Source organism: Nitrosospira sp. Nsp14 (genome assembly GCF_900113575.1).
Taxonomy (GTDB): Bacteria; Pseudomonadota; Gammaproteobacteria; order Burkholderiales; family Nitrosomonadaceae; genus Nitrosospira.
The window spans coordinates 15,615-40,772 of sequence record NZ_FOPV01000010.1; the positions used below are offsets into that span (position 1 = coordinate 15,615).

Genomic DNA, 25,158 nt, shown 5'->3' on the forward strand with positions numbered 1-25,158 from the left:
TTTTCGGGCGTCTGACGGATGAAATGTCCCTTTTGCAATGCCGATGACACGAGCGTAATAGATTCGCGCGCGAGCGAGGAAGGCGACAGGATACGCCGCCGCCGCCGCTGCCTGACATGCGACAAACGGTTCACCACCTACGAGACGGTCGAGCTGCGGATGCCGCAGGTGGTAAAACAGGACGGCAACCGCGCTGAGTTCGACCGCGAGAAATTACTCACAAGCTTCATGCGTGCGCTGCATAAGCGTCCCGTGCCCACCGGCGACGTGGATGCGGCAATAGATCGCATCGTGCAAAAACTCCTGAGCCTCGGTGAACGGGAAATTCCTTCACGCAAAATTGGTGAAATGGTGATGGAGGAACTCTACAGGCTGGATAAAGTCGCTTATATTCGCTTTGCGTCGGTTTATCGAAGCTTCCAGGACGCCCATGATTTTCATAGCGTCATCAAAGAGCTGCAACGCCCGCAGCGAAGTAAGGAACCAAAAAAGTCCTAGGCCTCATCTTGGCCATAATTTCTTCCGCCAGGAGGACGGATTAGGGCGATTAGCTCCATAATGAAGAACTAGCAGGGCGGGGAAATTAGGCAGGGGCTGCGATGATGCCCTAATTTGGGGGTTGCCCATGTTCAGCGCGAGCGATTATGCGTATATGGCCCAAGCCTTGCGGCTGGCCCACAAGGGTCTCTACAGCACCAGCCCCAACCCGCGCGTGGGCTGCGTTCTGGTCCGCGACGGCCGGGTACTTGGCGAAGGCTGGCACGAACGGGCCGGGGCCCCTCACGCGGAGATAAACGCGCTCGCCGCGGCCGGAGATGCGGCTCGCGGCGCGACCGCTTACGTTACGCTCGAGCCATGCAGCCATCATGGACGAACCCCGCCGTGCACGGATGCGCTGATAAAAGCAGGCATTGCCAGGCTCGTGGCGGCAATGGAAGACCCAAACCCCCTCGTCTCAGGCGGAGGTTGCGCCAAGCTCCAGGCGGCCGGGATAGAAGTGCAAACCGGTCTCATGGCCAACGAAGCCCGGGCCCTCAATATCGGGTTCATTGCCCGCATGTCGCGCGAGCGCCCGTGGGTGAGAGCGAAAATTGCGGCGAGTCTCGACGGCAAGACCGCTCTCAATAATGGCACCAGTCAATGGATCACAAGCGAAGCGGCGCGTTGCGACGGGCACAGGTTGCGGGCACGTTCCTGCGCGATATTGACCGGGGTCGGCAGTGTACTGGCGGACAATCCCCGGCTCACGGTTCGCCACTTGGAGACCGCAAGGCAGCCACTAAGAGTGGTGGTAGATAGCCGCCTCGAAATTCCGGTGGATGCAAAGTTGCTGCGAGGTGACGGCGAGCTGATCTTTACCGCGGCCGCGAGCGAGGGGACAATCGGTGCATTGCGCGAAGTGGGGGCGCGAGTGATCGTGTTGCCTGGCGAAAACGGTCAGGTCGATCTGGCTGCAATGATGCGCAAACTGGCCGAGTTCGAAATAAATGAAGTTCTGGTAGAAGCCGGGTCGCGATTGAATGGCGCGCTTGTAGCCGCCGGGCTGGTCGATGAACTTGTGATTTATCTCGCGCCCTATCTGATTGGCGACGCAGCCTGCGGCATGCTGAAGCTGCCTGAACTAGCCGATCTGGAAGCGAAGCGCGCGCTCTTGATTGAAGACACGCGCATGGTGGGACCCGATATCCGGATCACGGCACGATTGACCCGATAACCTGACTAGAGAAGAAATCTTAGGTCTTCGCAGGGTATTTGGTGAGCTTGCGCTGCAAGGTGCGCCGATGCATGTTCAGCACTCTCGCCGTTACCGAAACGTTGCCTTTATTCTCGTTTAACACCCGCTGGATGTACTCCCACTCGAGCCGGCCCACCGATAGCGGATGTGCGCTGATTTTGACGTCCGCATCCCCGGAAGTACGTTCAAACGCTATCATGATTTCGTCAACGTCAACCGGTTTCGCCAGGTAATGCGTGGCACCGAGCTTGATCGCTTCCACTGCCGTCGCAATACTGGCATAACCTGTCAACATGACAATGCGTGTGCCCGGATCGAGAGCCCGCAGTTTTTCAACCAGAGCCAATCCCGAAACACCAGGCAGCCTTAGATCGATTACGGCAAACTCGGGCGTGCAGGCTTCTGCGGCTTCCAATGCCTGTTCGACCGTTTGTGCGCACGAAACGTTAAACCCCCTCTTAGTCATTGCATTCGCAAGTACCGTACAAAACGTCACGTCATCATCCACCACCAGCAGGGTGGGGCGGTCATCCACTTCCATTCCAGGTTGCGCTGTCATATCGATTGTTGTATCAGGGGTAATATTACTTCGGTGCACGCGCCGCCATCCCTACCTTCTCGATTCATCAGGCGTACGCTGCCGCCGAAACGTTCAATATTTGCATTTGCCAGGAACAGGCCGATTCCGAAACCCTGCCCTCCCGGCTTGGTGGTGAAGAAAGCTTGTCCCGCACGCTGGACGGCTTCCCCGCTCAGGCCTTCACCATGGTCGAGAATTTGGAGATGTAACTCGTGATGATTCCACTTAACCTCTACCTCTATATGTTGCAGGGACGCGTCGGCGGCGTTATTCAACAGGTTGAGAATCGACTGGCTCAGCAATTGCGTATTCAGAATCTGGGGCGGAGGCTCCACGCCGCTGGCCTGGTAGGTGAACTTCACAGAGGGCCGCATCAGTTGCCATTTGTCCAGCACCTGGCGCAGAAAACTATCCACGGCCTGACCGCTGACGTCCTCCGCCCGCGCTTGCCCCGCATCCGCCAGCAGTTGCGTCAGTGTGCGCTTGCAATGGCTGATCTGATCACGCAGTATTCTAATGTTATTCTGGAATTCGCTGTTTTCGGTATGTTCGTGCTGCAGCTCCCCCGTTACCACCGCCATCGTTGCCAGTGGCGTACCGAGTTCATGCGCGGCGCCTGCGGCCAACGTTCCCAGTGCGATAATCTGCTCATTGCGTAACGCCTGCTCCCGCGCCAACGCCAGATCCTTGTCCCGCTCGCGGATCGAGATGCCCATCTTAACAACGAACCAGGCGATTAATACAGTGCTTAATACGAATGCCAGCCACATTCCGGACACGTGCATAATAAATTCGCTGCCGTGCTCGTCATGGTCATGCGGAAGCGGTACATAATAAAATAGCAGCAGCGTATAGCAGCTTATTGTGATCGCCGCCATTACCCATGTATAAGCCCAGGGGAGCGCGGCGGCTGCGATCGTCAGCGGTAACAAATAAAGGGAGATGAATGGATTGGTCGAGCCGCCGCTGAAATACAGCAGGGCACTCAACGCGAATACGTCCATCACGAGCTGCCCGAAAAACTCAACGCTTGAAACCGGCCACTTGCGGCGCAGGCGGAGCCAGGTGGCGAGATTCAGGACTGCGAGCAGAACCGCTACCGCAACCATTTCGGTCCAGGGCAGGTTCATCTCAAGTATCCAATATGCCAGGCCGAAGGTAAGGCACTGCGCGGCAATCACGATATTTCTGAGCAGAAACAACCGCTGCAAATTCTTGCGTAGCGGCGATTGACTGAGGTCACTGAACATTTGCGTGCTTGTGCTTGCGCACGTTGTATTATGCGACTGGACGCGTTTTGGTAAAAGCCTGCGGCGCGTCCACAGGTTAGAGGCGAATGGCGCAGCCTCCGGCAGGAGCATGGTCCCGCAGCATATCGGTCTTGTCTAGCAAAATCGAGCGCTCATCCTGCGCGTTAATCGCATCGGGACAAGTAGCCCGGAACATAGTCCATATGGGCGCGCCCACTGTTATTTAATAGGCCATCACCCGCTCGAAGTAATGAACATTATCGTATATTCTCCTTCACGGCCATGCGGCAAATTGCCGCACACCCCATCCCCCAGTAGGGCGCGGTTGCACCGTTTCCCGGGTCTTCTGTTTGAAAGCAGGAAGGATTAGATGTTCACCGGAATTATCCAGGCCATTGGGAAAATCACGCATATAGCTCCACTGGACGACGGCGTAAGCTTGCGCATTGCTTCCAGTCAATTGGATTTGGGCGACGTGAAAACCGGAGACAGCATCGCGGTGAATGGAGTATGCCTTACCGTAACCGCCATTGCCGAGGGCCAGTTTTCCGTAGACGTGTCGCGCGAAACCTTGAACTGCACGGTGGATATGGATAAGCAGGGCAATCAGGTCAATCTCGAAAAGGCCCTGCGTCTATCCGATCGGCTCGGCGGTCACCTGGTCAGCGGACACGTCGACGGTGTGGGCGAAGTAATCACGTTTACGCCAGCCGGCGAAAGTCATCTGCTGGTGCTTCGCCTGCCGATGCCGTTATTAAAATATATTGCTAAAAAGGGTTCCATCACCGTGAATGGGGTAAGCTTAACGGTTAACACACTTACGGCCGACCAGGTAGAGATCAATCTCATCCCGCATACAATATCGGCGACGACTCTTAATGGGCTTCAGGCAGGCGCCAAGGTCAATATCGAAGTGGATATGCTCGCACGCTACGTGGAGCGGCTGATCGGCAAGCAGGTGAATTTGGATTAACGTTGGACATGATTATAAGTTCCATCCAGGAAATAATTGCCGAAATGAGGGCCGGCAAAATGGTTATCCTTGTGGATGAGGAAAACCGGGAAAACGAGGGCGATCTCGTTCTGGCGGCGGATTTCGTTACCCCGGAGGCCATCAATTTCATGGCGATGCACGGCCGTGGATTGATCTGCCTGACCCTGACCGAGGAGCGCTGCCGCCAGCTCAATCTGCCGTTGATGGTCACCGCCAACCGTTCCCCCATGGGCACCAATTTCACCGTCTCCATCGAGGCGGCCACCGGCGTCACCACCGGTATTTCAGCCCAGGACCGTGCCCGCACCGTTCAGGCCGCAGTGAACAAGCACGCGAAGCCGGAAGACCTCATTCAGCCTGGGCACATTTTTCCCCTCATGGCACAAACCGGCGGCGTGCTGGTTCGCGCCGGGCATACTGAAGCGGGTTGCGATCTGGCAAACCTCGCCGGACTTACCCCCGCAGCAGTCATTTGCGAAATACTCAAAGAAGATGGCAGCATGGCTCGTCTGCCGGATCTGGTTGAATTCGCGGTAAAGCATCAACTCAAGATCGGGGCGATTACCGATCTCATTCACTACCGTAGCCGTACCGAGAGTCTGGTTGAGCGCATGGTGGAACGTCCCGTACAAACCGCACACGGCGAGTTCCGCCTCATTGCCTATTTGGACAAGACCGTGAATGCCACCCACCTGGCGCTGGTAAAAGGCATCATTGATCCCGACACTGAAACCCTGGTGCGCGTACACGAGCCGCTTTCCGTAATTGATCTGCTGGATGTGAACGACGATACCCATTCGTGGAACGTCAATGATGCGCTTCAGGTGATTGGCCGTGCGGAGACCGGCGTAATCGTCCTGCTCCATCCTATGGAAAGGGGGGCGGAATTGCTCGACCGCGTCACGCCGGCGAAAACAAGTCCTCGCGTCGCTGCGCGCACTGACTTGCGCGACTATGGCATTGGCGCGCAAATACTTAAAGATCTTAATGTTGGCAAGATGCGGTTGCTGGCGATACCGCGAAAAATGCCCAGCATGGCCGGGTTTGGGCTGGAAGTGGCAGGATATCTGGAACCCGAGGACAAAAGCCGCGAGCCGGCCAGCTAGCTGGAAATAATTTATGCGCGATTTTTTGCCGCTAATAGCCTCGTAACGGCCACAAGTTATAATTTTTGCAGACTGATTCTATAAAGGAACAATATGGGGCGCTACGACAACATTCTTGAGCTTGAACGTGACCTCAATGGGGAGGATTTACGGATCGGTATTGTCATGAGCCGTTTTAACATGGACGTGGGTGAAGGGTTGCTCGGCGCTTGCACTGCGGAATTGATAAAACGCGGGGTGCAGGAGTCGGGCATGTTACTGGTGACCGTGCCAGGTGCGCTGGAGATACCGCTCACCCTGCAAAAAATGGCTTTAACCGACCAGTTTGACGCCCTGATAGCATTGGGGGCGGTCATACGGGGCGAGACGTATCATTTTGAAATCGTATCGAATCAATCCGCCAGCGGTTTGGCCGCTGTGCAGCTCGATACCGGCATCCCCGTCGCCAACGGGATTCTTACTACCGAAACGGACGACCAGGCAATGGCCCGCATGAGCCAGAAAGGTACCGAAGCCGCACAGGTGGCGATCGAGATGGCCAACCTGCTACGAGAACTTGAGGACGTGACTCAGTAATCTGATCCGATGACACAGACTAAACCGGTAACCAAACGGGCGGGCAATCCGGGCCGCAAAACCCGCCGTCGCCACGCCCGCGAACTGGCCTTGCAGGGGCTTTACCAATACTGCGTCGCGGGTGGACCCGCCGAGGCCATCGAAGCGCAGCTGAAAGAAACGAATGAGTTCGCCAAAACGGACGAGGCATATTTCTCAAGTCTGCTGTACGGCGTGCTGACAAATGTCGCAGAGCTGGAACAGCAAATTCAGCCTTATCTCGATCGGCCGTTCAAGGAGCTGAGCCCGGTGGAGATTGCCATTCTGTTATTGGGCACGCATGAGCTTGCCAGCCATCTGGAAATACCTTATCGAGCAGTGATCAACGAAGCTGTGGAGCTGGCAAAGACCTACGGCGGGACCGATGGGCACAAGTACGTGAACGGAGTCCTGGATAAACTGGCGGCGAAGCTGCGAACGACGGAGGTTCACGCAAGAGCTTAAGTAGGCGGGGCCGGACGAGCCGCCCGCCGGGTCTCTATCGCGCTTCTGCGGCTTGTGCCCAGTTTCAAAGAATGCTTTCAGAATTCGACATCATTCAACGTTATTTCAATCGTCCGGCACCCGGCGCTGTATTGGGCATAGGCGACGACGCGGCGTTGGTTGAGCCATCGGCTGGGATGGAACTCGCCGTTTCCACCGATATGCTGGTGTCCGGGCAGCATTTTTTTGCCGATGCCGAGCCGGGCGGGCTGGGGCACAAATCCCTCGCCGTAAATCTCTCCGACATGGCGGCGATGGGCGCGAGGCCGCGATGGGCGACACTTTCGCTTGCACTGCCTGCGTCGATGGCGCGCGAGAATGAAAAATGGCTGGAAGCATTCTCCGAAGGGTTTTTCAAACTCGCCAATGCCTATCAGGTGGAGCTTATCGGTGGGGATACTACCAGGGGGCCCCTGAACATCTGCGTGACCATCATTGGCGAAGTGGCGAAAGGCAACGCGCTGCGCCGACGCGGTGCGCGGTCGGGCGACGATATCTGGATATCTGGCCATCTCGGCGATGCGGCCCTGGCGCTGGCCCACCAGCAGAACCATATAGTGCTGGAAGCCGGTGAGATCGAAGCCTGTCTGCCCGCGCTGAATACGCCCACTCCCAGGGTCGGGTTGGGACAACGGTTGGTCGGCCTCGCGCACAGCGCAATCGACATTTCGGACGGATTGCTGGCGGACCTGGGGCATATTCTGGAATGTTCAAAAGCTTCCGGTATCATAAGCATGCACGAGATAAAGTGCTCAGCGCCGCTAAAAAAACGGCTTCCTCATCCACTGGCGCTGAAATGCCTGCTGGCCGGCGGAGATGACTATGAACTTTGCTTTACTGCCTCAAGGTCCGATAGGCCGAAAATCGAAGCCCTTTCCCGCGAGCTGGCGTTGCCACTGACCCGTATCGGCAAAATTGGCAAGGGAAACGGTCTGGTCGTGCATGATGCCGCAGGTGAGACCGTAACGCTGGATACGAGGGGATATGACCATTTCCTCACCTGATGGAACTGTCGGCAAGTCGCGCGTTCGTCAGCCCGATGGCCTTGGGTCCGAACGCGAGGACCCGACGACAGGGCAATTGGAGGAATGGGAAAACGAACCAGACGCTGCCCGGGTCCCGTCTCAGGCGAAATTGCCAGGGGCGCCGGGGATAGACTCCACCAAGCCCTCGAAAGCATTCATCCGCAGCCGTCTGGCGTATTTCATCGCATTTGGCGGAGGCGCAGGCTTGAGCCGCTATGGTCCCGGCACCATGGGTACCCTTGCGGCTTTCCCCTTGTTTTGGATCCTGGCTTACTTCTTCGATCCGCTCGCTCTTCTCGTCCTGGTCGCGATGATGTTTCTGATCGGTATCTGGGCTTGCGGTGTCACCGGCCGCGCGCTCGGCAATCACGATCATGGCGGCATGGTTTGGGATGAAATTACCGCTTTCACGCTGGTGCTCCTCTTTACGCCACCGATTGTCATGTGGCAGGCATTTGCATTTCTGCTGTTTCGTTTGTTCGATATAATCAAACCACCGCCCATCCGATATTACGATCGAACGTTGCGCGGTGGTTTCGGTGTAATGTTCGATGATTTGCTCGCCGCGTTCCTGACGCTGCTTTGTCTGGCCGCCTGGAAAGCGCTCGGTGTGGGATCTATGATGTAAGGAACATATAGCCGGGCTCCTGCACGGCCCCATGGTGGTCTTGTGAATGGGCTTACCGCATTCCTTGACTGTGGTTTCGAGAGAACAGATTTTCCAGAGGAGCTCACCGAATGGATGATCTTATGCTTCAGGACCTTGCCATAAAGGTCAGCGTCGCATTGGCCCAGCAGGGGCTGCTGCTTGCCACCGCAGAATCCTGCACTGGCGGGTGGCTGGGGCAAACCATCACATCGATTGCCGGAAGCTCCAGCTGGTACGACCGGGGCTTCATTACCTATGCTACTGCCTCCAAGCACGAAATGCTGGCGGTGAGCACTTCAACCCTTGAACAGTATGGAGCGGTGTCCGAGCAAACCGCCTCGGAAATGGCTGCCGGCGTCATTACGCATAGTCATGCGCAGGTTGCCGTCTCCATTACCGGGATCGCCGGGCCGGATGGCGGCACCGCGGAAAAACCGGTAGGCATGGTTTGTTTCGCCTGGATGATGAAAGACGGACTGGCCTGCGCCGAAACGCGCTATTTCACCGGCAGCCGCGAGGAGATAAGGCGTCAATCCGTGGCGGAAGCGCTGCAAGGCGTCATCGATCTGTTACATGGCGTCCCGCCGCAAGTCGGATGACAACCGCTTGTTCAGTGTGAATCGCCGGCGTGGTTGTGTGCGCCACCGTTCGACATGATGCGGTCGCTTGCTGCAATCGCAATGGCGGAAAACAGGAAAACCACATGAATTCCGGTCTGCGCCAGGATCGTCTTTTCGTCGTACGCGGCGGCATTGATGAAGGTCTTGAGCAGGTGGATGGACGAAATGCCGATGATCGCGGTGGCGAGCTTGACTTTGAGCACCGAGGCGTTGACATGGGACAGCCACTCCGGCTGATCCGGGTGTCCTTCCAGATTCATGCGTGAAACAAAGGTTTCGTAGCCGCCAATGATCACCATGATCAGCAGGTTCGAAATCATCACCACGTCGATCAAACCCAGCACGACCAGCATGATGGTTGTTTCGTTGATTTTGGAGGGCCGAGGGGCGCCTTCAACGGCAACCGCATCCAGAATATGCTGCAATGCGGCCTGATTGCCCATCACCGCACCGATCAGATCGAGTAATTCGACCCAGAAGTGGTATACGTATACGCATTGGGCAAGAATCAGCCCGAGGTATAACGGCAATTGCAGCCAGCGCGTGGTAAAAATGAAATAGGCGAGCGGTTGAATTTTCGCTGGATGCTCGCGACGAGCATCAGCGTGGTCTTCGTGTATAGCCATATATTTGGGATTCGCGGTAAACCCGCTATTTTACACTGCCGCATCCGTTTGGTGCGCGCACGGTTGGCGCTATATCTCGTGCCATCGCTGCTGCGCCTCGATATCGGTTCAATCTGATGAATGATACGGTTGTGATCTTGAATTTGCCGCTTGGGACGCACGAGAAACTCGCAGCCGTAATCCGCGGGGCGCTGGTCATTGCCTTGCTCTTGCCCTGCGCGGTGCGAGGTGCGGGCCCCGAAACGATCGAAGCGCGAATTTTGGCGCGAGTCTCGCCCTCCGTGGTTGGGGTGAACATGCTTGACGCCCTCAGCAATTCCGTTGGCGAAGGCAGCGGTGTCGTGATTGGACCCGGTCAAGTGATTACAACGTGTCACATTGCGGATAAAGGCAAGAATGGCTACGTGCTACATTCAGGCAAACGTTTCGAAGCGGTGCTGCAATCCGCGCAACCAGATCTCGACTTTTGCCTGTTGAAAGTGCCCGGTCTGGGAGCGCCCTCTGCTACCCTGAGTTCAGCATTAAACGCAAAGACCGGCCAGCGTGTTTATGCGGTAGGAATGTCTGCCGACCAGAATCCTCCGCAACCGAGCCTAAGCAAAGGGGTGATTTCCAGCCTGCGGCCTTATCTGCGATCCCACTACATGCGCATCTCCGCGCCGGTACCTTCAGCCTTTAGCGGTGGCGGATTGTTCGACGCCCATGGCGCGCTGTTCGGTATACTCTCGCACCCCCCTGGCAAAGGCAGTAATGTCACGTTTGTGCTACCGGCCGATTGGATAGGGGAATTACCGATTAAAGTGCAGCCGGGCCCGGAAATGACAAAAAAAGATAAATCCGCCTGGCTTGACCGCGCCCTGGCGCTGGAAAAGAGCGCCGACTGGCGCGGATTGTTGAAACTCTCGCAGCAGGAGGTCAGCCGTCATTCCGGAAACGCCGCTGCCTGGTTCACCTTGGGCATGGCTTTCGCAAATCTGAAGCAATATGAACAAGCAATTCAAGCGTATCGCGAAGCCATACGGAATCAGGCCGAGTATGGTGACGCCTGGCATTACCTTGGTGTCGCTTACGCCAATCTGAAAGACTACGACAATGCGATTCAAGCCTACAGGGATGCTTTAAGCATGCAGCCCGAGGACGCCCAAACCTGGTACGACCTCGGTCTTGTATACGGTGAGCGCAAACAATACCCGCATGCTATCCATGCCTATCGGGAAGCGCTGCGCCTGGATGAGGAGAATGCGGCCGCCTGGTACAACCTGGGCATGACCTATGACGATCTAAAACTATACGGAGAGGCGATAGAGGCTTACAACGAAACGGTGCGCATCCAGCCGGAGAACGCGGACGCGTGGTATAAACTTGGCGTGGATTACGCCGTTCTAGGCGAACGCAGCAGGATAAGGGAAGTCTATCAGGCGCTGCGCAAGCTGGATTCGAAGCGGGCGGAGCAGTATTTCAACACCTATATTCTTCCTTGAACAGTTTGGCCGTTCGAAACACATTGTCATTCTTCTCGCGCTTTTACGGTTGAACTACCTATGCGATAATCGATCCCATTCATAAAGGAAATTCTCATGGACGAAAACAGAAGCAAAGCACTTGCGGCGGCTCTCTCCCAGATCGAGAAACAGTTTGGCAAAGGCTCGATCATGCGCCTGGGCGCAAGTGAGGTCGCCAAAGATGTTGAGGTTGTTTCCACCGGTTCCCTTGGGCTCGATATCGCATTGGGAGTGGGCGGACTTCCTCGCGGGAGGATAGTGGAAATATACGGGCCGGAATCTTCCGGCAAAACCACCCTTACCCTGCAGGTCATCGCGCAAATGCAAAAGAGCGGCGGGACAGCCGCCTTTATCGACGCGGAACACGCGCTCGACCCGCAATACGCGCAAAAAATTGGCGTCAACGTCCAGGAATTGCTGATTTCCCAGCCCGACAACGGGGAGCAGGCGCTCGAAATCGCCGATATGCTGGTTCGTTCCGGCTCCGTCGACGTGGTCGTGATCGATTCGGTCGCGGCCCTGACACCGCGCGCGGAGATCGAAGGAGAAATGGGCGAGCCCCAGATGGGTCTGCAAGCGCGACTGATGTCGCAAGCCCTACGCAAGCTCACCGCGAATATCAAACGCAGCAATACCATGGTGGTTTTCATCAATCAGATTCGCATGAAAATCGGCGTCATGTTCGGCAATCCGGAGACCACGACTGGTGGCAACGCATTGAAGTTCTATGCATCGGTTCGTCTTGATATACGTCGCACCGGTTCCATTAAAAAAGGCGAAGAGGTCATCGGCAGCGAAACGCGCGTTAAGGTCGTCAAGAACAAGGTCGCGCCGCCATTCAAACAGGCTGAATTCGATATCCTCTACGGCGAGGGCATTTCGCGCGAAGGGGAAATCGTCGAGCTGGGCGTTCAGCACAAGCTGATCGAAAAGTCTGGCGCCTGGTATGCTTATAAGGGCGACAAAATCGGTCAGGGCAAGGATAATGCGCGCGAGTTTTTAAGAGAGCACCGCGATATAGCAGCGGAGATCGAATCGAAAATACGCGCAGCCGCGGGCGTTGCCAATCCCGCTGAAGCCGCCGCCGTGGCGTAATGGTGGAGGGGGAGAGAACCACCGGTTCCGCCATCGATGGGGTGGCCAGGAAGCGCAGGCCACGCCCCAACCTCAAGACGCGCGCTTTGGGTTACCTTGCCCGGCGCGAACATTCCCGGCTGGAGCTGGAAAGAAAGCTCGCGCCCCATGCCAAATCTTCCGCGGAACTTGCCGCTGTGCTCGATAAGCTGGAACAATGCGGCTTCCTGTCAGCTGTGCGCATGGTGGAGCAGCTGGTGCACGTTCGCAAAAGCAAGTTCGGCAGCCGGCGTATCGTGCATGAGTTACGCGAGAAGGGCATTCCCGAGAATCTAATCGCGGCGGCGTTGCCTAACATGAAGGAAACCGAGCATGACCGGGCGCGGGAAGTGTGGCGGAAAAGGTTTAAAGCCATGCCCGCGGATGCAAAGGAACTTGGCAGGCAAATGCGTTTTCTCATGAATAGGGGGTTCGCAGCCGACGTGATACATCATGTCCTGCATCATGCGGACGAGGAAGTAACATGAAGCAGCGGGAAATGCAGAGGCAGGCCCAGCGGTCGTCCAAGTGTCTCGGCCGCAATCTTTTGGTGGCGTGGGCAGTCGGCGTTCTTCTGGGCGGATGCAGTGCAACCAGCGTCTCACCTATAAGTCAACTTAACGCCTCTCCGGCGAATTTCGACGGCAAGGAGGTCATGCTTCGCGGGGTGGCAAAAGACGTTACCCGTATGCCATTGTTAAACCTGAAGTCTTACGTGTTGAAAGACGATAGCGGCGAAGCAACCATACTGACGGAGCGCGAGCTGCCGAAGATGAATGAAGAAATTCGTGTCAAGGTTAAGGTGAGAAACTTCGCAATTATCAATGGAGAATCGCTGGGTACGACCTTTGTAGAGGTGGAGCGGCACTGAAGCCACAAGCCTGACATGTCGTTGGAAGGCGAGTGGAATCCCGTTCACCATTGTTCTGATGAAGCCGAGATGAAAAGCAGCGAGATACGGAAAAAATTTCTCGAATTTTTCGAGTCGCACGGCCATACGGTCGTGGCGTCGAGCCCGCTCGTGCCTGGCAACGATCCCACGCTGCTGTTCACCAATGCCGGTATGGTGCAGTTCAAGGATGTATTTCTCGGCCAGGACAAGCGGCCATATCTACGGGCGGCTAGCTCACAGCGCTGCGTGCGGGCCGGTGGCAAGCACAACGACTTGGAGAATGTAGGCTACACGGCGCGCCACCATACCTTCTTCGAAATGCTGGGCAATTTCAGCTTCGGCGATTACTTCAAGGCCCATGCCATCAAGTTCGCGTGGGAGTTTTTGACCGTGACGCTTGCCATCCGCCCGGAAAAGCTATGGGTAACCGTATACGCCGAGGATGACGAAGCGGCGGATATCTGGATCCACGAGGTTGGGATCGACCCTGCCCGGCTGACGCGCATCGCCACCATGGACAACTTCTGGCAAATGGGGGATACCGGGCCGTGCGGTCCGTGTTCCGAGATTTTTTATGATCACGGCGTCGAAATTCCCGGCGGCCCGCCGGGGACGCCTGACGCGGATGGCGACCGCTATGTCGAAATCTGGAACCTGGTATTCATGCAATACAACCGGGACAGCGCGGGTACGCTGCACCCGCTGCCCAGGCCATCGGTCGACACAGGCATGGGGCTGGAGCGGATTTCGGCAGTCATGCAACAGGTCCACAGCAATTACGAGATCGATTTGTTTCAGGATCTGATCAGGGCGGCGGCGCAAGCGACCGGCGCAACCGATTTATCCAGCAACTCACTCAAGGTAATCGCCGACCATATACGCGCCTGTTCCTTCCTCATCACCGACGGGGTGATTCCCGGCAATGAAGGGCGTGGCTACGTGCTCAGGCGCATCATTCGTCGCGCCATCCGCCACGGCTACAAGCTGGGGCAGAAACAGCCGTTCTTTCATCTGCTGGTCGAGGATCTGTCGAAAGCGATGGGCCAGGCCTATCCTGAACTGGTGGATGCCAAGACGCGCGTTGCGGCGGTACTGAAGCAGGAAGAAGAACGATTCTTTGTCACAATTGATTCCGGGATGCGAATACTCGACTACGCGACTTCCGAAGAAAATTTTGTGTTGCACTGGCTTTCAAGGAAGACGGGCCTAGTTTTGAAGCATATAGATGTCGTGGGAACGAACTACGCTTTTGACGGTATCTTAATCGGCGATGAGGGAGAGGAAATTCCGGTTGAGGCTGTTTTAGGGGAAGAAGATAAAGCCTCGTACGAGCGCCTCTACAAATCTATACATGCGTTCAAGAACGACCCGTTTTCATATATGCAGATTTATGTAGTTTCTGTTGGCGACATTCCCTCTCGATGCATGGCTCTTCTTAAAGGAAGCGACTTTCCCCATAAAGAATTCGTTGTTCATGAAGCAGAGCTGAAGCCCTATAGAATTCTGTCAGGTGATGTTGCGTTCAAGCTTCACGATACTTATGGCTTTCCACTTGATCTCACTCAGGATATATGCAGAGAGCATGAAGTAGCTGTTGACATTGCTGGTTTTGAGGCCGCGATGACAAAGCAAAGGAATCAGGCGAGGCTGACTAGCAAGTTCACCATGCAGGAAGGGATTGCATACAACGGTCCCCCGACGGAATTCCACGGCTATGAAAGCCTGCGGCACGAAGGGCGGGTTCTCGCGCTCTATCGGGAAGGAAGCCGCGTGGATTTCATCGAGGCGGGCGATGAAGCGGTCGTTGTGCTGGATCATACGCCGTTCTACGCCGAATCCGGGGGCCAGGTAGGCGACAGTGGGGAATTGCTTGCAGCTACTGGGACTTTTACAGTGGCGGATACGCAGAAGATTCAGGCCGAGGTATTCGGTCACAAAGGAGTGTTGCGCAGCGGCCGCCTCGTTACCGGCGACACCGTAGTAGCGGAAGTCGATCGCGTGGCGCGGGCACGCACCGAGCGCAACCATTCTGTCACTCACCTCATGCACAAAGCGCTGCGCCAGGTGTTGGGCACGCATGTTCAGCAAAAAGGGTCGTTGGTGGATTCCTCCAAGACTCGCTTCGATTTCGCGCACAACCAGCCGGTGACGGATGAGGAGATTCGGGCGGTGGAGCAGCTGGTAAATGCTGAGATCGTCGCCAATGCGGCGACGGAAGCCCGGCTGCTGCCCATAGAGGAGGCAAAAAAAACCGGTGCGATGATGCTGTTCGGGGAAAAGTATGGTGATGAAGTACGCGTGCTGGAAATCGGAACCTCGCGTGAGCTGTGCGGGGGAACACACGTCAAGCGCACCGGTGATATCGGCCTCTTCAAGATCGTAGCCGAATCAGGCGTGGCCGCAGGCGTGCGCCGGATTGAAGCTGTTACCGGCGAGAGCGCGCTGGCCTATATCCAGGAGCGGGAAGCGCAATTGCAGAACGTGGCCGACGCTGTCAAGGCTCAGCCGCAGGAGGCGGCCGCTCGTATCATGCAGATACTCGAAAACGTGAAGCAGCTGGAAAGGGAGCTCCGACGCATGAAAACGAAACTAGCCAGCTCCCAGGGCAGCGATCTGAGCGAACAGGTTTGCGAAGTTAAAGGCGTGAAAGTGCTTGCGGTATGCCTGCAGGATGCGGACTCCTCCGCCTTGCGCGATTCCATGGACAACTTCAAAAATAAACTCAAATCCGGAGTTGTCGTGCTGGCCGCAGTTGAAGACGGCAAGGTCAAGCTGATCGCCGGGGTCACCGCCGATCTCACGGCGAAGGTGAAGGCGGGCGAGCTGGTCAACTTTGTGGCCCGGCAGGTAGGCGGCAAGGGCGGCGGTCGCCCGGACATGGCTCAGGCCGGCGGAACCCAGCCCGACGATCTGCCCATGGCACTTGAAAGTGTAGCAGGCTGGGTTGAGCAACGGCTATAGTACACCGAGTATACCGATCATTAAATAACCTTACTTACCTCGAAAGAATGACTAGCAGACACTCCCGCCTTATCATCCTCGGTTCCGGCCCTGCCGGATATACCGCTGCGGTCTATGCCGCTCGCGCCAATCTTCACCCGGTGCTCATCACCGGAATGGCACAGGGTGGACAGCTCATGACCACGACAGAAGTCGACAACTGGCCTGCGGACGCAATGGGCGTACAAGGTCCCGAACTGATGGAACGTTTCCGCCAGCATGCGGAACGCTTCAATACCGAAGTCCTTTTCGACCACATTCATACGGCGCGCCTGACGGAGAAGCCTATTACGCTAGTAGGCGACTCGGCTACTTACACCTGCGACGCGCTTATCATCGCCACTGGCGCTTCAGCGCAGTACCTCGGCATACCCTCCGAGGATGCTTACTTGGGCAGGGGTGTATCCGGTTGTGCCACTTGCGACGGTTTTTTTTACAAGGGGCAGGATGTTGCAGTCATCGGGGGCGGTAACACAGCGGTGGAAGAGGCGCTGTATCTCTCCCATATCGCGCGCAACGTGACGGTAGTGCACCGACGGGAAAAATTCCGCTCGGAGAAAATCCTGATCGACAAATTGATGGAAAAGGTGAGAGACGGCAACATAAAGCTGGAGCTCAACCACGTGCTCGATGAAGTGCTGGGCAACGATTCCGGCGTTAACGGCATGCGTATAAAAAGCGTTCAAGACGAGTCCACCAAAACGCTCCCCTTGCAAGGCGTATTCATCGCGATCGGCCACAAACCGAACACGGATATTTTTCAGGGACAACTGGAAATGAGAAATGGCTACATCGTTACCCATGGCGGAAACGAGGGGAACGCCACGGCTACCAGCATTCCGGGGGTATTTGCAGCAGGGGACGTACAGGATCACATCTATCGGCAGGCGGTCACCAGCGCCGGAACGGGCTGCATGGCGGCCTTGGATGTGGAAAAATATCTGGATGGGGTATCGTGCGCATCAGAGCAACCTGATGTGAAAATCGGCCATGAAACGGCGGGGCAAGAAGTCTCCAATCGGGTCGACGCTTAGCCCTGCGACCCCCTTCCCGGATGAACCCGCGGATGCAAGCGCCGGCGATGCGTCGGCCTTGTTCCGCCAGGCGATGCAAGGCGTGTCGCCGCTGACAGCTTCCGATAAAGCCCTTCTGCGCGCACAGCATCCTCCGCCCATACCCCGGCAAACTTCCGCTCATGAGCAATCCCCAGCCGGGGACGCGCTTTCCGATCATATTGCGTTGGAGATTGGCGCGGGCGATGAGTGGGCATTTTTGCGCCCAGGCGTGTCGCGCCAGACTTTACGGAGATTGCGGCGCGGCTACTGGAAAATCGAGGCGCAGCTCGATCTGCACGGGTACACTCGGGAGGAAGCACGACAGGCGCTGGTGGTATTTCTCGATGCCAGCAGTAAACGCGGATTTCGTTGCGTGCGTGTGATACACGGCAAGGGTCTCAGTTCACGCGACCACGAGCCCGTCCTTAAGGCTCGGGTTGGCGGCTGGCTCGCGCAGCGGGCGGATGTGCTTGCCTTCTGCCAAGCCAGACCGGAAGACGGTGGGAGCGGCGCCGTCCTGGTGCTTTTATCCGCAACGGGAAAGTAACCCATCATTACCGAGTATTGCGGTTAGAATCCTGCAAGCGCTGGGTCAGAGCGTAGGATTCGACTCATGTGAATAAGTCTTCTCGTGCAGGTTTTGACACCGCACGCAGCGCCGTGCCGTAGGGTAGGCCATCAGTCGCTCAAAGCCGATCTCGCCGCCGCAATCGACGCAGTCGCCGAAATCCAAGTCCGCCAGGCGTTTCAGAGCGGCCTCCACCGCGCGTATCTCGTGCACCTGGCGGTCCACGAGGGCAGCATCCACGTCCACGAGCATGTCGGCAACCGAGTCATCACCGGGATCGGCCACGCTGCCTGCCAGATCGGCGTAATGCTCATTACCCGAGCGCTCAAGCTCGTCGCGTATTTCCTCCCTGAGCTCCAGATAGCGTTGCTGCAGGACTGCTTTCACTTGCGCCAGTTGATCTTCGGTAAGGTCTGCCATGGTAGGTTTTTCCGCCAGTGATATTGATGTCCACTTTCATAACATAGCTCACGAATCCGGTCTTTGCCCACTCTTAAGCTTCTTCAGGTCCTCGATCACTTGCGCTGAATTGCGCGAAGTGCTCGCGGACAAGTAAATCTTCGCGATCCGTCCTTGGGGATCAATCACAAACGTATTCCGCTTCGCCAGGCTGCCACCCTCCCGCAGCGAGTCGTAACGCGCAGCGGTCTCGCCTTTGCCATCCGAAAGAAGCGGGAACGGAAGGCTGTATTTCTTTGCGAAGTCCGCGTGACTGGCAGTATTGTCCACGCTCACGCCCACCACCTGCGCGCCGAGTTCGGAAAGCTGATGGATATCGTCACGATATTTACATGCCTGCTCAGTGCAACCCGGGGTATCGTCCTTGACGTAGAAGTAAAGCACCAGCCACTTGCCGCGATAATCCGAGAGTTTATGCGTCTGCCCAGTCTGATCGGGAAGGCTGAAGTCTGGCGCGGCCTCCCCAACCTTGGGCCCTGCCGCATGCGCGCCATGATTCGCGAAGAACAGCACCGCCGCCATTAGCAGCGCAAGAATCGCTCGTGTTTTCATGATATATCCTCTTAAGTGTGCAACAGGTATGCAATAGAACGGGTCGAGCCAAGGGTAACCCCAAATGGCTCCCAGAAACTTTCCTTCCACCTCGTCAGCTTGGTGCCCTGGCCTGTTCGGCAATGGAATTCAAATTGCCCGCCGTCATGGGGCTGGTTGCGGCTTGCGCACTGGCCAAGCCCAGGTCCGTAGCAACAGCGCTGATAGCGCAGCCAGGCTTCCAGCGAAGAAAAACGCCTTCGGCGCACCCTGAAATTGCCAGATGGACCCGAACAGCAACCCGGCTGGAATCGCTGCGATGCCCACCATCAGATGATACCAGCCGAAGGCTGTCCCGCGCTCGCGCGGGCTCGCGTAGTCACTTATGTTGGCCCGCTCCGCGCCCTCGCTCATGCCCGCGCAAAGGCCGTAGAAGATGCTCACCGTCCACAGCCCGACGCTATGCTCCACCATACCAAGCATCAGGAACGAAACCGAAAAGGTCGTCCAGCCCAGCAGCATCAATGCGCCTCGCCCGAAGCTATCGGCCAAGCGTCCGCCCCAGGTGGAAGTCGCGGCCTTGCACAGATTCAGCGCGGCCCAAAGCAACAACAATTCGACCGTGGCGACGCCCAATTGGTGCCCCAGCAGCAGGATAAAGGTTTCCGACGTCCGCGCGAACGTGAACAGCATCAGCACCAGCAGGTAGCGTCGCATAGGCACGGATAAGACCGACCAGCGCAATGGCGGCAGCGCAACACGCGCAGTAGCGGGAGCAGACGCTGGCGCATTATCAGGGGTGTTCTTGTTTTCTTCCTTTACCCCCACGCCCAGCAGCAGCACTGCAATAAAACCCGGCACTGCTGACCACAGGATGACCTCAGCCAGGCCCATCCCCGACCATGCCAGCACAGCTGCCGCTGCCAGGCTTCCCGCCACCGCGCCGGCATTATCCAGTGCGCGATGATAGCCGAAAGCGTAGCCGTGCATACCTGACGGGGTCGCATCCGCAACCAGCGCATCGCGCGGCGCGCTGCGCAAGCCCTTGCCCACGCGGTCGATACTGCGCAGTACCAGGATTGCCGGCCACGAACCAGCCAACCCCAGCAGGGGCCGTGCAATGTTGGAAAGCGTATAGCCCGCGACCGCCAGCCCCTTGCGCCGACCGCTCATGATGTCGGAGTGGCGCCCCGACGATAGCTTGATCAGGCTTGCTACCGCGTCCGCAACCCCCTCGATCAAGCCCAGGGCAACCGGCCCCGCTGCAAGCACCGTCGCCAGCAAAATAGGGATGAGCGGGATAACGATATCGGAAGCAAAATCATTGAAAAAACTGACCAGACCGAGCACGATTACCGTGCGCGGCAGTTTGGTGGCAGGAGGATTTTCCTGCGGTTCTTCAGCCGGTTTATTCATCCCGGCATATTAGCGTAAAATGCTGTCACCGCCCTGGTAGCTCAGTGGATAGAGCGACCCCCTCCTAAGGGGTAGGTCACACGTTCGATTCGTGTTCAGGGCGCCAATGTTCATGCTGGTTTCAGGCTGAGATGCTCATCTGAGCGCTACAAATACATCAGAGATGTAACCGTTTTGTAACCGGTTATACAGAACACCGCTGTCATCACTCCCGATTGGTAAATGCTAGCCAAGTGCAACCCTCGCGCCTCCTTTGCCGAAAGACAAAGGAGGTGATGGCCGCTATACCTATATACCTAACGTGTTTACCGCATCAGACTCCACGCAGGTCACCGCCCCAGAGGCCACGAAGTATTGGTAGTCACTATGCGTCTTGCGATATGACGTACCGTTTGCCTCTATAAAATAAACGCGTCAACGTGGCGCAGTTATAACACCCACGCCCATACTCAGGTGTACCTTCGTCCAATTGCTTTATTAGGATGCGACTGAAGCTTACCCCTTTTACGAGTCCGCGAATCCGCAACGGCATGCTTTCATCGATAAACAAACATTTCCTTAACCCTGTATTGGTAGTAAGCTTTACCACTATTACTTTTTTTAGGAGAAGGGTTATGGCAAATGTCGAGAAAGTCAGTGTAGCGCTGACTGCGGAAATGGCGGCCATGATGCGCCAAGCGGTGGAAAGCGGGGAGTATGCCTCGGCGAGCGAGGTGGTGCGCGAAGCCTTGCGTGATTGGAAGTTTCGCAGGGCGCAGCGCGATCAAATCATCGCTGAACTGGGACGGCAATGGGACGCGGGCATTGCCAGCGGTCTGGCAACAGAGGGCAATGAAGCCTTCTCCCGCGTTCGAGCCCGGCTGGATGCGAAGCTCTCCGGCCACCGCCCTGCATGACGTTTTACCTCAGGCCTCAGGCCGAGACAGACCTGGAGGATATCGCGCTTTATATCGCGGAAGACAATGTCCAGGCTGCGCGACGATGGATCGAGGACATGCATGCTCTTTGCCAACAGCTTGGCGAGATGCCTTCCATGGGAGTGGCCAAATCCTCTATTCGACCGGATTGAGAATGCTGCCAGCGGGTAGCTATATGATTCTCTACCAGCAAGTCGATAAAGGCGTTGAAATTGCCCGGGTGCTCCACGGCGCGCGCCAATGGCAAGACCTTTTATAGGCAATGACGGCTGCTGAAGATCTTGGGGCTTAAAGCGCTGCATTGGGGCGCGAATTGGAAATTGGGCTGCCCTCAGGATCTCCCTGCACACGACCATCAATGGGAAAAATGGCTCGGTACCCGCCTTGTCATCCGGAACATAACTTATCAAATAGATAAGCGGTAACTGGATTGGCTTTCGCCAATCGTCCGGCTCCAATCGTCCGGCTCACTGCACTTGAACCATGGACAACTCTGATGGATAACCTGATGGACGGAACCATCCTCGTCCACGAGGTTTTCCACAGCGGTTGCCCATAGGCTCCCGGACTTCAATTATAAAAACGAAAAGCCTGACGCGGCCGTGGGCCTTGCCCTATTAAATCGCAGGCAATTTAGAAGATTTTCTAGCACCTTGTTCGATCCCTGCTGCATAGGATGACGGACTACAGGCTTGTCTCCAGGAAGATCCTTGAGAACAAATGACAGCCCTCTTTTGATTATGGATATGTCAGGAGCAGCTGACAAGCAACCAACGCCATGCCGCCCTGAAGACCAACCATGCGGGGGCTCAGTCGCCATCTTCATTCTCCCGTGCAAGTTGCGACTTGAGATGATAGGCATCGATGTCAAAGTCTTTGCTGTTCGAGACCGCGGCCAGTACCAGGGGCGTAACGCGCTCCCGCTCCTCCTCGGTCTCGAAGTTTGTGAAGTTGGCCGCAGCTGCCTCGGCGAACAGTTTCTCCGACAGCCGCTTTGCCTTTACTTCATGACTCTCTATGTCGGAATTGGCGCCGGGAGGGATGTTTTCCTCGATCCATGTGTCGACCCACCTCAGGAAGCGATTGCTCATGACTGCCCACCCATCTTCTGCGTTGAGTTCGGCGCCGGTCGCCCCTCATGGGAGCATTTTACCCATGATAAAATAGGTTATCAAGGGTAAAAGCTAGTAGTAATTTTCCGGGATTTTTCGATCGTGTGATTATCGATAACGTATTTTATCGATAATAAAGGAGACATGAGACCGGCATCCTCTAAAGACAAGAACCAGGGGACGTTGAGGCATTCCTGCCGCAACCGTCCGTTGAAGCTTTCCAACTTGGCGTTGTCGGTGGGTTTGCCCGGACGACTGAAGTCAAGCTGATGACGCACTCATAGGCCCATTTGTCCATGGCCTTGGAGATGAATTCGCTACCATAGTAACTGCTCGGGTAGTGATGACAGGACGCTGCGGCTATGGGATGCCAGCACTGGGGAGCCCATCGGCAAGCCCATGCGCGGGCACGAGGATGGGGTGTGGAGTGTGGCGTTCAGTCCTGACGGCACACGTATCGTCTCGGGGAGTAGCGATAAGACGCTGCGGCTGTGGGATGCCACCAGTGGTCAGTCTATCGGCGCACCCCTACGAGGGCATGAAGATTGGGTGCTTAGTGTGGCTTTCAGTCCGGGCGGCAAACGCATCCTCTCCGGTAGTTCCGACAGGACCGTGCGGTGGTGGCCTAGTCCCAAGGCATGGCCCGATAAACTATGCAAAAAACTCACTCGCAATATGAGCCACAAGGAGTGGCGTGAGTGGGTTTCGACCAACATTCATTACGCGAGCAGTGTCCCGGGTTGCCAATTTCTCCGGATAAAGCAGCTGCTGCCCAAGAGTAAAAGAACCATATATTCCTAATATGCAATTTCATTAGTCTATTTGCGGTATACCCTAACAGGACATTTTATACCTGACACTTTTCCTGTCATGTTGTGTCAATTTAGAGTTAGTAACTATATTGATTGACACTCACCAATGAAGGTCACAGACTTTACTCTGACATTCATAGTAGAGAAGACAATGACCTGCCAGAGTATCGGCTACGTTCGCGTCAGCTTACTCGATCAAAACCCGGAGCGACAGCTCGACGGTATCAAGCTAGACAAGGTATTTACCGATAAGGCATCAGCCAAGGACACAAACAGGCCCCAACTCCGGGCTGCACTCAATCACGTTCGCGCGGGGGGTACGCTTTTCGTTCATTCCATGGACAGTTCAAGTGACACGAGCGCATTGATATCCGGGTTGAGCAACGGATGTTGCGTGCGCAGCTTTTTGATCCAGCAAGAATTCAGTCAGATAGGAGAAAACATGGTCCAGTTCATCAACGCCAAAGAAAACATCGTCACCGAAGCCGTCGATGGTCTGGTCGCGGCGTCTGGCGGTAAGCTGGCGCGGCTCGACGGCTATCCGCATATACGGGTGGTCGTACGCAATGACTGGGACAAGTCCAAGGTCGCGTTGATCTCGGGAGGCGGATCGGGCCACGAACCGGCACATGCGGGTTTCGTCGGGGAAGGGATGCTGACGGCTGCGGTGTGCGGCGACATCTTCGCCTCGCCGACAGTCGACGCGGTACTGGCAGGCATCCTTGCGGTGACGGGATCGTCCGGCTGCCTGCTCATCGTCAAGAATTATACCGGTGACCGATTGAATTTCGGGCTGGCGGGCGAACGCGCTCGCCAGTTTGGCTTGAATGTCGAGATAGTCATCGTCCACGATGATGTGGCGTTGCCCCACTTGCCCCAAGCCCGCGGCGTCGCCGGCACGCTTTTCGTACACAAGATAGCCGGCGCGTTGGCCGAGAATGGTGCCGACTTGGCGCACGTCGCCGCGGCCGCGCGCAAGGTCGTGTCAAAGACAAAAAGCATCGGCATGTCGCTAAACACCTGCACCATCCCAGGTTCGCCAAAGGAGGATCGCATCCCGCCCGGCATGGCCGAGCTTGGGCTTGGCATCCACGGTGAAGCCGGGGTTGAGCAGGTCGAGTTCAAGGACGCGAGCGAAGCTGTCGCTGCCATGGTCGAGCGCCTGTCAGCTGCAATGGAAGAAAAACCGCATGTCGCTATGGTCAATAATCTCGGCGGCACGTCGGTCATCGAGATGTCGATCATCCTCAACGAAATCCGGCGGTCAGCGATTGGCGAGCGGATAACCCACGTCATCGGGCCGGCGGCCATGATGACATCTCTCGACATGCATGGCTTCTCGATTTCAGCCTATCCTGCCGACGATGCCGAGATCGCCCTGCTCAAGCAGCACACGCCGTTGGCAGCATGGCCGCGGGTCTCCCGGCTAGGCCAGGTCGCGATTCAGGCGCTTCCGGACGGCCTAATGCCTGTCGTTCCGACACCCTCGATGCACAAGCCGACCAGGGAGTTCCTGACCAGTTGCTGCGAGGTTCTGATCGCCGCCGAGAACGACCTCAACGCGCTCGACGCGAAGTCAGGCGATGGCGACACCGGCAGCACGCTAGCCGGCGCGGCACGCGCCCTGATCAGCGCCGTGGACCGATTGCCACTTGCCGACCATGCCCAGCTCTATCGAGCCATTGGCTTGGAGCTTTCCCAAACCATGGGAGGCTCGTGCGGTGTGCTCCTCGCGATCTTCTTCGCCGCAGCGGGCGACGCCGCCTCAAGCGGATTGCCAATGCGCGAAGCGTTGCAGGCCGGGTTGCGGAGAATGCAGGAGATCGGCGGGGCACGTCCGGGTGACCGCACCATGGTCGATGCCCTTGCGCCGGCCCTTGATGTGCTGGAAGAGAGCCTGCCCGAGGCGGCGAAAGCCGCGCGTGCGGGTGCCGATCGCACTGCCCACATGAGCAAGGCGAATGCGGGCCGCGCTTCCTATGTCAATGCCAAGCACTTGGTCGGTCACGCTGATCCGGGTGCTGAGGCGGTCGCGCGACTGTTTGAACACTTGGCCTAATTTTAGATTGTAAGCACCTGTTGGATCGCACTGATTTTT

General features: G+C 56.7%; 28 protein-coding genes, 1 tRNA gene and 2 pseudogenes. 23 read left to right on the forward strand and 8 right to left on the reverse strand.

Annotated elements, in window-relative coordinates; translation table 11 throughout:
* Positions 1-18 precede the first annotated feature (18 nt).
* Positions 19-498 carry a transcriptional regulator NrdR gene (gene nrdR, locus BM022_RS07920; RefSeq protein WP_091138321.1) on the forward strand — a complete coding sequence of 160 codons (480 nt, stop codon included), beginning with the start codon at positions 19-21 and terminating at the stop codon, positions 496-498.
* A 127-nt stretch (positions 499-625) separates the two neighbouring features.
* Positions 626-1,714 (forward strand): bifunctional diaminohydroxyphosphoribosylaminopyrimidine deaminase/5-amino-6-(5-phosphoribosylamino)uracil reductase RibD, encoded by a 1,089-nt coding sequence (gene ribD, locus BM022_RS07925; protein ID WP_091138323.1) that lies wholly within the window; start codon positions 626-628, stop codon positions 1,712-1,714.
* 19 nt (positions 1,715-1,733) lie between these two features.
* On the opposite strand, the gene BM022_RS07930 is transcribed toward ribD, so the two are convergent.
* Both BM022_RS07930 and BM022_RS07935 read right to left on the reverse strand, forming a co-directional pair.
* On the reverse strand, positions 1,734-2,294 hold the full coding sequence (locus BM022_RS07930) for a response regulator transcription factor (protein WP_091138325.1): 561 nt from the start codon (positions 2,292-2,294) through the stop codon (positions 1,734-1,736).
* Positions 2,291-3,565 carry an ATP-binding protein gene (locus BM022_RS07935; RefSeq protein ID WP_091138326.1) on the reverse strand — a complete coding sequence of 425 codons (1,275 nt, stop codon included), beginning with the start codon at positions 3,563-3,565 and terminating at the stop codon, positions 2,291-2,293. The genes BM022_RS07930 and BM022_RS07935 overlap by 4 nt, the downstream gene beginning before the upstream one ends.
* Before the next feature lie 370 nt (positions 3,566-3,935).
* Here BM022_RS07935 and BM022_RS07940 point away from each other — a divergent pair, with 370 nt between their 5' ends.
* The 7 genes from BM022_RS07940 (at position 3,936) to BM022_RS07970 (ending at position 9,036) form a co-directional block, all read left to right on the forward strand.
* Positions 3,936-4,538, forward strand: a complete 603-nt coding sequence (locus BM022_RS07940) for a riboflavin synthase (RefSeq protein ID WP_091138328.1) — start codon at positions 3,936-3,938, stop codon at positions 4,536-4,538.
* Between the two features lie 8 nt (positions 4,539-4,546).
* On the forward strand, positions 4,547-5,665 hold the full coding sequence (gene ribBA, locus BM022_RS07945) for a bifunctional 3,4-dihydroxy-2-butanone-4-phosphate synthase/GTP cyclohydrolase II (RefSeq protein ID WP_091138329.1): 1,119 nt from the start codon (positions 4,547-4,549) through the stop codon (positions 5,663-5,665).
* 93 nt (positions 5,666-5,758) lie between these two features.
* Positions 5,759-6,241, forward strand: a complete 483-nt coding sequence (gene ribH, locus BM022_RS07950; RefSeq protein ID WP_091138331.1) for a 6,7-dimethyl-8-ribityllumazine synthase — start codon at positions 5,759-5,761, stop codon at positions 6,239-6,241.
* Positions 6,242-6,250: 9 nt separating this feature from the next.
* The gene (gene nusB / locus BM022_RS07955) at positions 6,251-6,724 is read left to right on the forward strand and encodes a transcription antitermination factor NusB (protein WP_091138332.1); all 474 of its coding nucleotides are present in this window, start codon (positions 6,251-6,253) and stop codon (positions 6,722-6,724) included.
* A 71-nt stretch (positions 6,725-6,795) separates the two neighbouring features.
* Positions 6,796-7,767, forward strand: coding sequence for a thiamine-phosphate kinase (thiL, locus tag BM022_RS07960; RefSeq protein ID WP_091138334.1), 972 nt, complete (start codon positions 6,796-6,798; stop codon positions 7,765-7,767).
* Complete coding sequence (locus tag BM022_RS07965; RefSeq protein ID WP_091138336.1) at positions 7,748-8,416, forward strand: phosphatidylglycerophosphatase A family protein; 669 nt, start codon at positions 7,748-7,750, stop codon at positions 8,414-8,416. The genes thiL and BM022_RS07965 overlap by 20 nt, the downstream gene beginning before the upstream one ends.
* 110 nt (positions 8,417-8,526) lie before the next feature.
* A complete protein-coding gene (locus BM022_RS07970; RefSeq protein ID WP_091138338.1) occupies positions 8,527-9,036 on the forward strand; it encodes a CinA family protein in 510 nt (169 codons plus the stop codon).
* An 11-nt stretch (positions 9,037-9,047) separates the two neighbouring features.
* On the opposite strand, the gene BM022_RS07975 is transcribed toward BM022_RS07970, so the two are convergent.
* Positions 9,048-9,683, reverse strand: a complete 636-nt coding sequence (locus tag BM022_RS07975; protein WP_091138339.1) for a YqhA family protein — start codon at positions 9,681-9,683, stop codon at positions 9,048-9,050.
* A 116-nt stretch (positions 9,684-9,799) separates the two neighbouring features.
* On the opposite strand from BM022_RS07975, the gene BM022_RS07980 reads away from it, so the two are divergent.
* The 7 genes from BM022_RS07980 (at position 9,800) to BM022_RS08010 (ending at position 17,792) form a co-directional block, all read left to right on the forward strand.
* The gene (locus tag BM022_RS07980) at positions 9,800-11,164 is read left to right on the forward strand and encodes a tetratricopeptide repeat-containing S1 family peptidase (RefSeq protein ID WP_091138341.1); all 1,365 of its coding nucleotides are present in this window, start codon (positions 9,800-9,802) and stop codon (positions 11,162-11,164) included.
* A gap of 96 nt (positions 11,165-11,260) precedes the next feature.
* A complete protein-coding gene (gene recA / locus BM022_RS07985; protein ID WP_091138342.1) occupies positions 11,261-12,280 on the forward strand; it encodes a recombinase RecA in 1,020 nt (339 codons plus the stop codon).
* On the forward strand, positions 12,280-12,786 hold the full coding sequence (gene recX, locus BM022_RS07990) for a recombination regulator RecX (protein ID WP_091138344.1): 507 nt from the start codon (positions 12,280-12,282) through the stop codon (positions 12,784-12,786). Before recA ends, recX begins: the two co-directional genes overlap by 1 nt.
* Positions 12,783-13,169, forward strand: a complete 387-nt coding sequence (locus BM022_RS07995; protein ID WP_256209053.1) for a hypothetical protein — start codon at positions 12,783-12,785, stop codon at positions 13,167-13,169. Before recX ends, BM022_RS07995 begins: the two co-directional genes overlap by 4 nt.
* Positions 13,170-13,238: 69 nt before the next feature.
* Complete coding sequence (gene alaS / locus BM022_RS08000; RefSeq protein WP_091138467.1) at positions 13,239-16,151, forward strand: alanine--tRNA ligase; 2,913 nt, start codon at positions 13,239-13,241, stop codon at positions 16,149-16,151.
* Between the two features lie 47 nt (positions 16,152-16,198).
* Complete coding sequence (trxB, locus tag BM022_RS08005; RefSeq protein WP_091138345.1) at positions 16,199-17,224, forward strand: thioredoxin-disulfide reductase; 1,026 nt, start codon at positions 16,199-16,201, stop codon at positions 17,222-17,224.
* Positions 17,181-17,792 (forward strand): Smr/MutS family protein, encoded by a 612-nt coding sequence (locus BM022_RS08010; RefSeq protein ID WP_091138347.1) that lies wholly within the window; start codon positions 17,181-17,183, stop codon positions 17,790-17,792. The genes trxB and BM022_RS08010 overlap by 44 nt, the downstream gene beginning before the upstream one ends.
* 45 nt (positions 17,793-17,837) lie before the next feature.
* Here the strand turns inward: BM022_RS08010 and BM022_RS08015 are convergent, their stop codons facing one another.
* From BM022_RS08015 to BM022_RS08025, 3 genes are all read right to left on the reverse strand, one after another.
* Entirely contained in the window at positions 17,838-18,233 is a 396-nt protein-coding gene (locus BM022_RS08015; protein WP_091138349.1) for a TraR/DksA family transcriptional regulator, read from the reverse strand.
* A 48-nt stretch (positions 18,234-18,281) separates the two neighbouring features.
* Positions 18,282-18,824 carry a peroxiredoxin gene (locus BM022_RS08020; RefSeq protein WP_177191658.1) on the reverse strand — a complete coding sequence of 181 codons (543 nt, stop codon included), beginning with the start codon at positions 18,822-18,824 and terminating at the stop codon, positions 18,282-18,284.
* 144 nt (positions 18,825-18,968) lie between these two features.
* The gene (locus BM022_RS08025) at positions 18,969-20,219 is read right to left on the reverse strand and encodes an MFS transporter (protein WP_091138350.1); all 1,251 of its coding nucleotides are present in this window, start codon (positions 20,217-20,219) and stop codon (positions 18,969-18,971) included.
* Positions 20,220-20,249: 30 nt separating this feature from the next.
* On the opposite strand from BM022_RS08025, the gene BM022_RS08030 reads away from it, so the two are divergent.
* From BM022_RS08030 to BM022_RS16380, 4 genes are all read left to right on the forward strand, one after another.
* Positions 20,250-20,325, forward strand: a tRNA-Arg gene (locus BM022_RS08030).
* A gap of 508 nt (positions 20,326-20,833) precedes the next feature.
* Positions 20,834-21,115, forward strand: a complete 282-nt coding sequence (locus tag BM022_RS08035; RefSeq protein ID WP_091138352.1) for a type II toxin-antitoxin system ParD family antitoxin — start codon at positions 20,834-20,836, stop codon at positions 21,113-21,115.
* Positions 21,112-21,288 (forward strand): type II toxin-antitoxin system RelE/ParE family toxin, encoded by a 177-nt coding sequence (locus BM022_RS15750; protein ID WP_218146856.1) that lies wholly within the window; start codon positions 21,112-21,114, stop codon positions 21,286-21,288. Before BM022_RS08035 ends, BM022_RS15750 begins: the two co-directional genes overlap by 4 nt.
* 23 nt (positions 21,289-21,311) lie before the next feature.
* The gene (locus BM022_RS16380) at positions 21,312-21,395 is read left to right on the forward strand and encodes a hypothetical protein (RefSeq protein WP_371264309.1); all 84 of its coding nucleotides are present in this window, start codon (positions 21,312-21,314) and stop codon (positions 21,393-21,395) included.
* Between the two features lie 550 nt (positions 21,396-21,945).
* Here BM022_RS16380 and BM022_RS08045 read toward each other — a convergent pair.
* Complete coding sequence (locus BM022_RS08045; protein WP_091138354.1) at positions 21,946-22,227, reverse strand: DUF768 domain-containing protein; 282 nt, start codon at positions 22,225-22,227, stop codon at positions 21,946-21,948.
* Positions 22,228-22,400: 173 nt separating this feature from the next.
* A pseudogene (locus tag BM022_RS08050) lies at positions 22,401-22,570 on the reverse strand (integrase core domain-containing protein); the annotation flags it as partial.
* A gap of 77 nt (positions 22,571-22,647) precedes the next feature.
* Between BM022_RS08050 and BM022_RS08055 the strand changes: the two are divergent.
* The 3 genes and pseudogenes from BM022_RS08055 (at position 22,648) to BM022_RS08060 (ending at position 25,119) form a co-directional block, all read left to right on the forward strand.
* Complete coding sequence (locus tag BM022_RS08055; RefSeq protein WP_091138355.1) at positions 22,648-23,049, forward strand: WD40 repeat domain-containing protein; 402 nt, start codon at positions 22,648-22,650, stop codon at positions 23,047-23,049.
* Positions 23,050-23,211: 162 nt separating this feature from the next.
* A pseudogene (locus BM022_RS15755) lies at positions 23,212-23,403 on the forward strand (recombinase family protein); the annotation flags it as partial.
* 99 nt (positions 23,404-23,502) lie between these two features.
* The gene (locus tag BM022_RS08060) at positions 23,503-25,119 is read left to right on the forward strand and encodes a dihydroxyacetone kinase subunit DhaK (RefSeq protein WP_218146859.1); all 1,617 of its coding nucleotides are present in this window, start codon (positions 23,503-23,505) and stop codon (positions 25,117-25,119) included.
* The last annotated feature ends 39 nt before the right edge of the window (positions 25,120-25,158 follow it).

What these genes read in the sequence shown, in the direction of transcription:
- nrdR (WP_091138321.1), top strand. Translation starts at nt 19, where the DNA reads ATGAAATGTCCCTTTTGCAATGCCGATGACACGAGCGTAATAGATTCG.
- ribD (WP_091138323.1), top strand. Translation starts at nt 626, where the DNA reads ATGTTCAGCGCGAGCGATTATGCGTATATGGCCCAAGCCTTGCGGCTG.
- BM022_RS07930 (WP_091138325.1), bottom strand. Translation starts at nt 2,294, where the DNA reads ATGACAGCGCAACCTGGAATGGAAGTGGATGACCGCCCCACCCTGCTG.
- BM022_RS07935 (WP_091138326.1), bottom strand. Translation starts at nt 3,565, where the DNA reads ATGTTCAGTGACCTCAGTCAATCGCCGCTACGCAAGAATTTGCAGCGG.
- BM022_RS07940 (WP_091138328.1), top strand. Translation starts at nt 3,936, where the DNA reads ATGTTCACCGGAATTATCCAGGCCATTGGGAAAATCACGCATATAGCT.
- ribBA (WP_091138329.1), top strand. Translation starts at nt 4,547, where the DNA reads ATGATTATAAGTTCCATCCAGGAAATAATTGCCGAAATGAGGGCCGGC.
- ribH (WP_091138331.1), top strand. Translation starts at nt 5,759, where the DNA reads ATGGGGCGCTACGACAACATTCTTGAGCTTGAACGTGACCTCAATGGG.
- nusB (WP_091138332.1), top strand. Translation starts at nt 6,251, where the DNA reads ATGACACAGACTAAACCGGTAACCAAACGGGCGGGCAATCCGGGCCGC.
- thiL (WP_091138334.1), top strand. Translation starts at nt 6,796, where the DNA reads ATGCTTTCAGAATTCGACATCATTCAACGTTATTTCAATCGTCCGGCA.
- BM022_RS07965 (WP_091138336.1), top strand. Translation starts at nt 7,748, where the DNA reads ATGACCATTTCCTCACCTGATGGAACTGTCGGCAAGTCGCGCGTTCGT.
- BM022_RS07970 (WP_091138338.1), top strand. Translation starts at nt 8,527, where the DNA reads ATGGATGATCTTATGCTTCAGGACCTTGCCATAAAGGTCAGCGTCGCA.
- BM022_RS07975 (WP_091138339.1), bottom strand. Translation starts at nt 9,683, where the DNA reads ATGGCTATACACGAAGACCACGCTGATGCTCGTCGCGAGCATCCAGCG.
- BM022_RS07980 (WP_091138341.1), top strand. Translation starts at nt 9,800, where the DNA reads ATGAATGATACGGTTGTGATCTTGAATTTGCCGCTTGGGACGCACGAG.
- recA (WP_091138342.1), top strand. Translation starts at nt 11,261, where the DNA reads ATGGACGAAAACAGAAGCAAAGCACTTGCGGCGGCTCTCTCCCAGATC.
- recX (WP_091138344.1), top strand. Translation starts at nt 12,280, where the DNA reads ATGGTGGAGGGGGAGAGAACCACCGGTTCCGCCATCGATGGGGTGGCC.
- BM022_RS07995 (WP_256209053.1), top strand. Translation starts at nt 12,783, where the DNA reads ATGAAGCAGCGGGAAATGCAGAGGCAGGCCCAGCGGTCGTCCAAGTGT.
- alaS (WP_091138467.1), top strand. Translation starts at nt 13,239, where the DNA reads ATGAAAAGCAGCGAGATACGGAAAAAATTTCTCGAATTTTTCGAGTCG.
- trxB (WP_091138345.1), top strand. Translation starts at nt 16,199, where the DNA reads ATGACTAGCAGACACTCCCGCCTTATCATCCTCGGTTCCGGCCCTGCC.
- BM022_RS08010 (WP_091138347.1), top strand. Translation starts at nt 17,181, where the DNA reads ATGAAACGGCGGGGCAAGAAGTCTCCAATCGGGTCGACGCTTAGCCCT.
- BM022_RS08015 (WP_091138349.1), bottom strand. Translation starts at nt 18,233, where the DNA reads ATGGCAGACCTTACCGAAGATCAACTGGCGCAAGTGAAAGCAGTCCTG.
- BM022_RS08020 (WP_177191658.1), bottom strand. Translation starts at nt 18,824, where the DNA reads ATGAAAACACGAGCGATTCTTGCGCTGCTAATGGCGGCGGTGCTGTTC.
- BM022_RS08025 (WP_091138350.1), bottom strand. Translation starts at nt 20,219, where the DNA reads ATGAATAAACCGGCTGAAGAACCGCAGGAAAATCCTCCTGCCACCAAA.
- BM022_RS08035 (WP_091138352.1), top strand. Translation starts at nt 20,834, where the DNA reads ATGGCAAATGTCGAGAAAGTCAGTGTAGCGCTGACTGCGGAAATGGCG.
- BM022_RS15750 (WP_218146856.1), top strand. Translation starts at nt 21,112, where the DNA reads ATGACGTTTTACCTCAGGCCTCAGGCCGAGACAGACCTGGAGGATATC.
- BM022_RS16380 (WP_371264309.1), top strand. Translation starts at nt 21,312, where the DNA reads ATGATTCTCTACCAGCAAGTCGATAAAGGCGTTGAAATTGCCCGGGTG.
- BM022_RS08045 (WP_091138354.1), bottom strand. Translation starts at nt 22,227, where the DNA reads ATGAGCAATCGCTTCCTGAGGTGGGTCGACACATGGATCGAGGAAAAC.
- BM022_RS08055 (WP_091138355.1), top strand. Translation starts at nt 22,648, where the DNA reads ATGCGCGGGCACGAGGATGGGGTGTGGAGTGTGGCGTTCAGTCCTGAC.
- BM022_RS08060 (WP_218146859.1), top strand. Translation starts at nt 23,503, where the DNA reads ATGGTCCAGTTCATCAACGCCAAAGAAAACATCGTCACCGAAGCCGTC.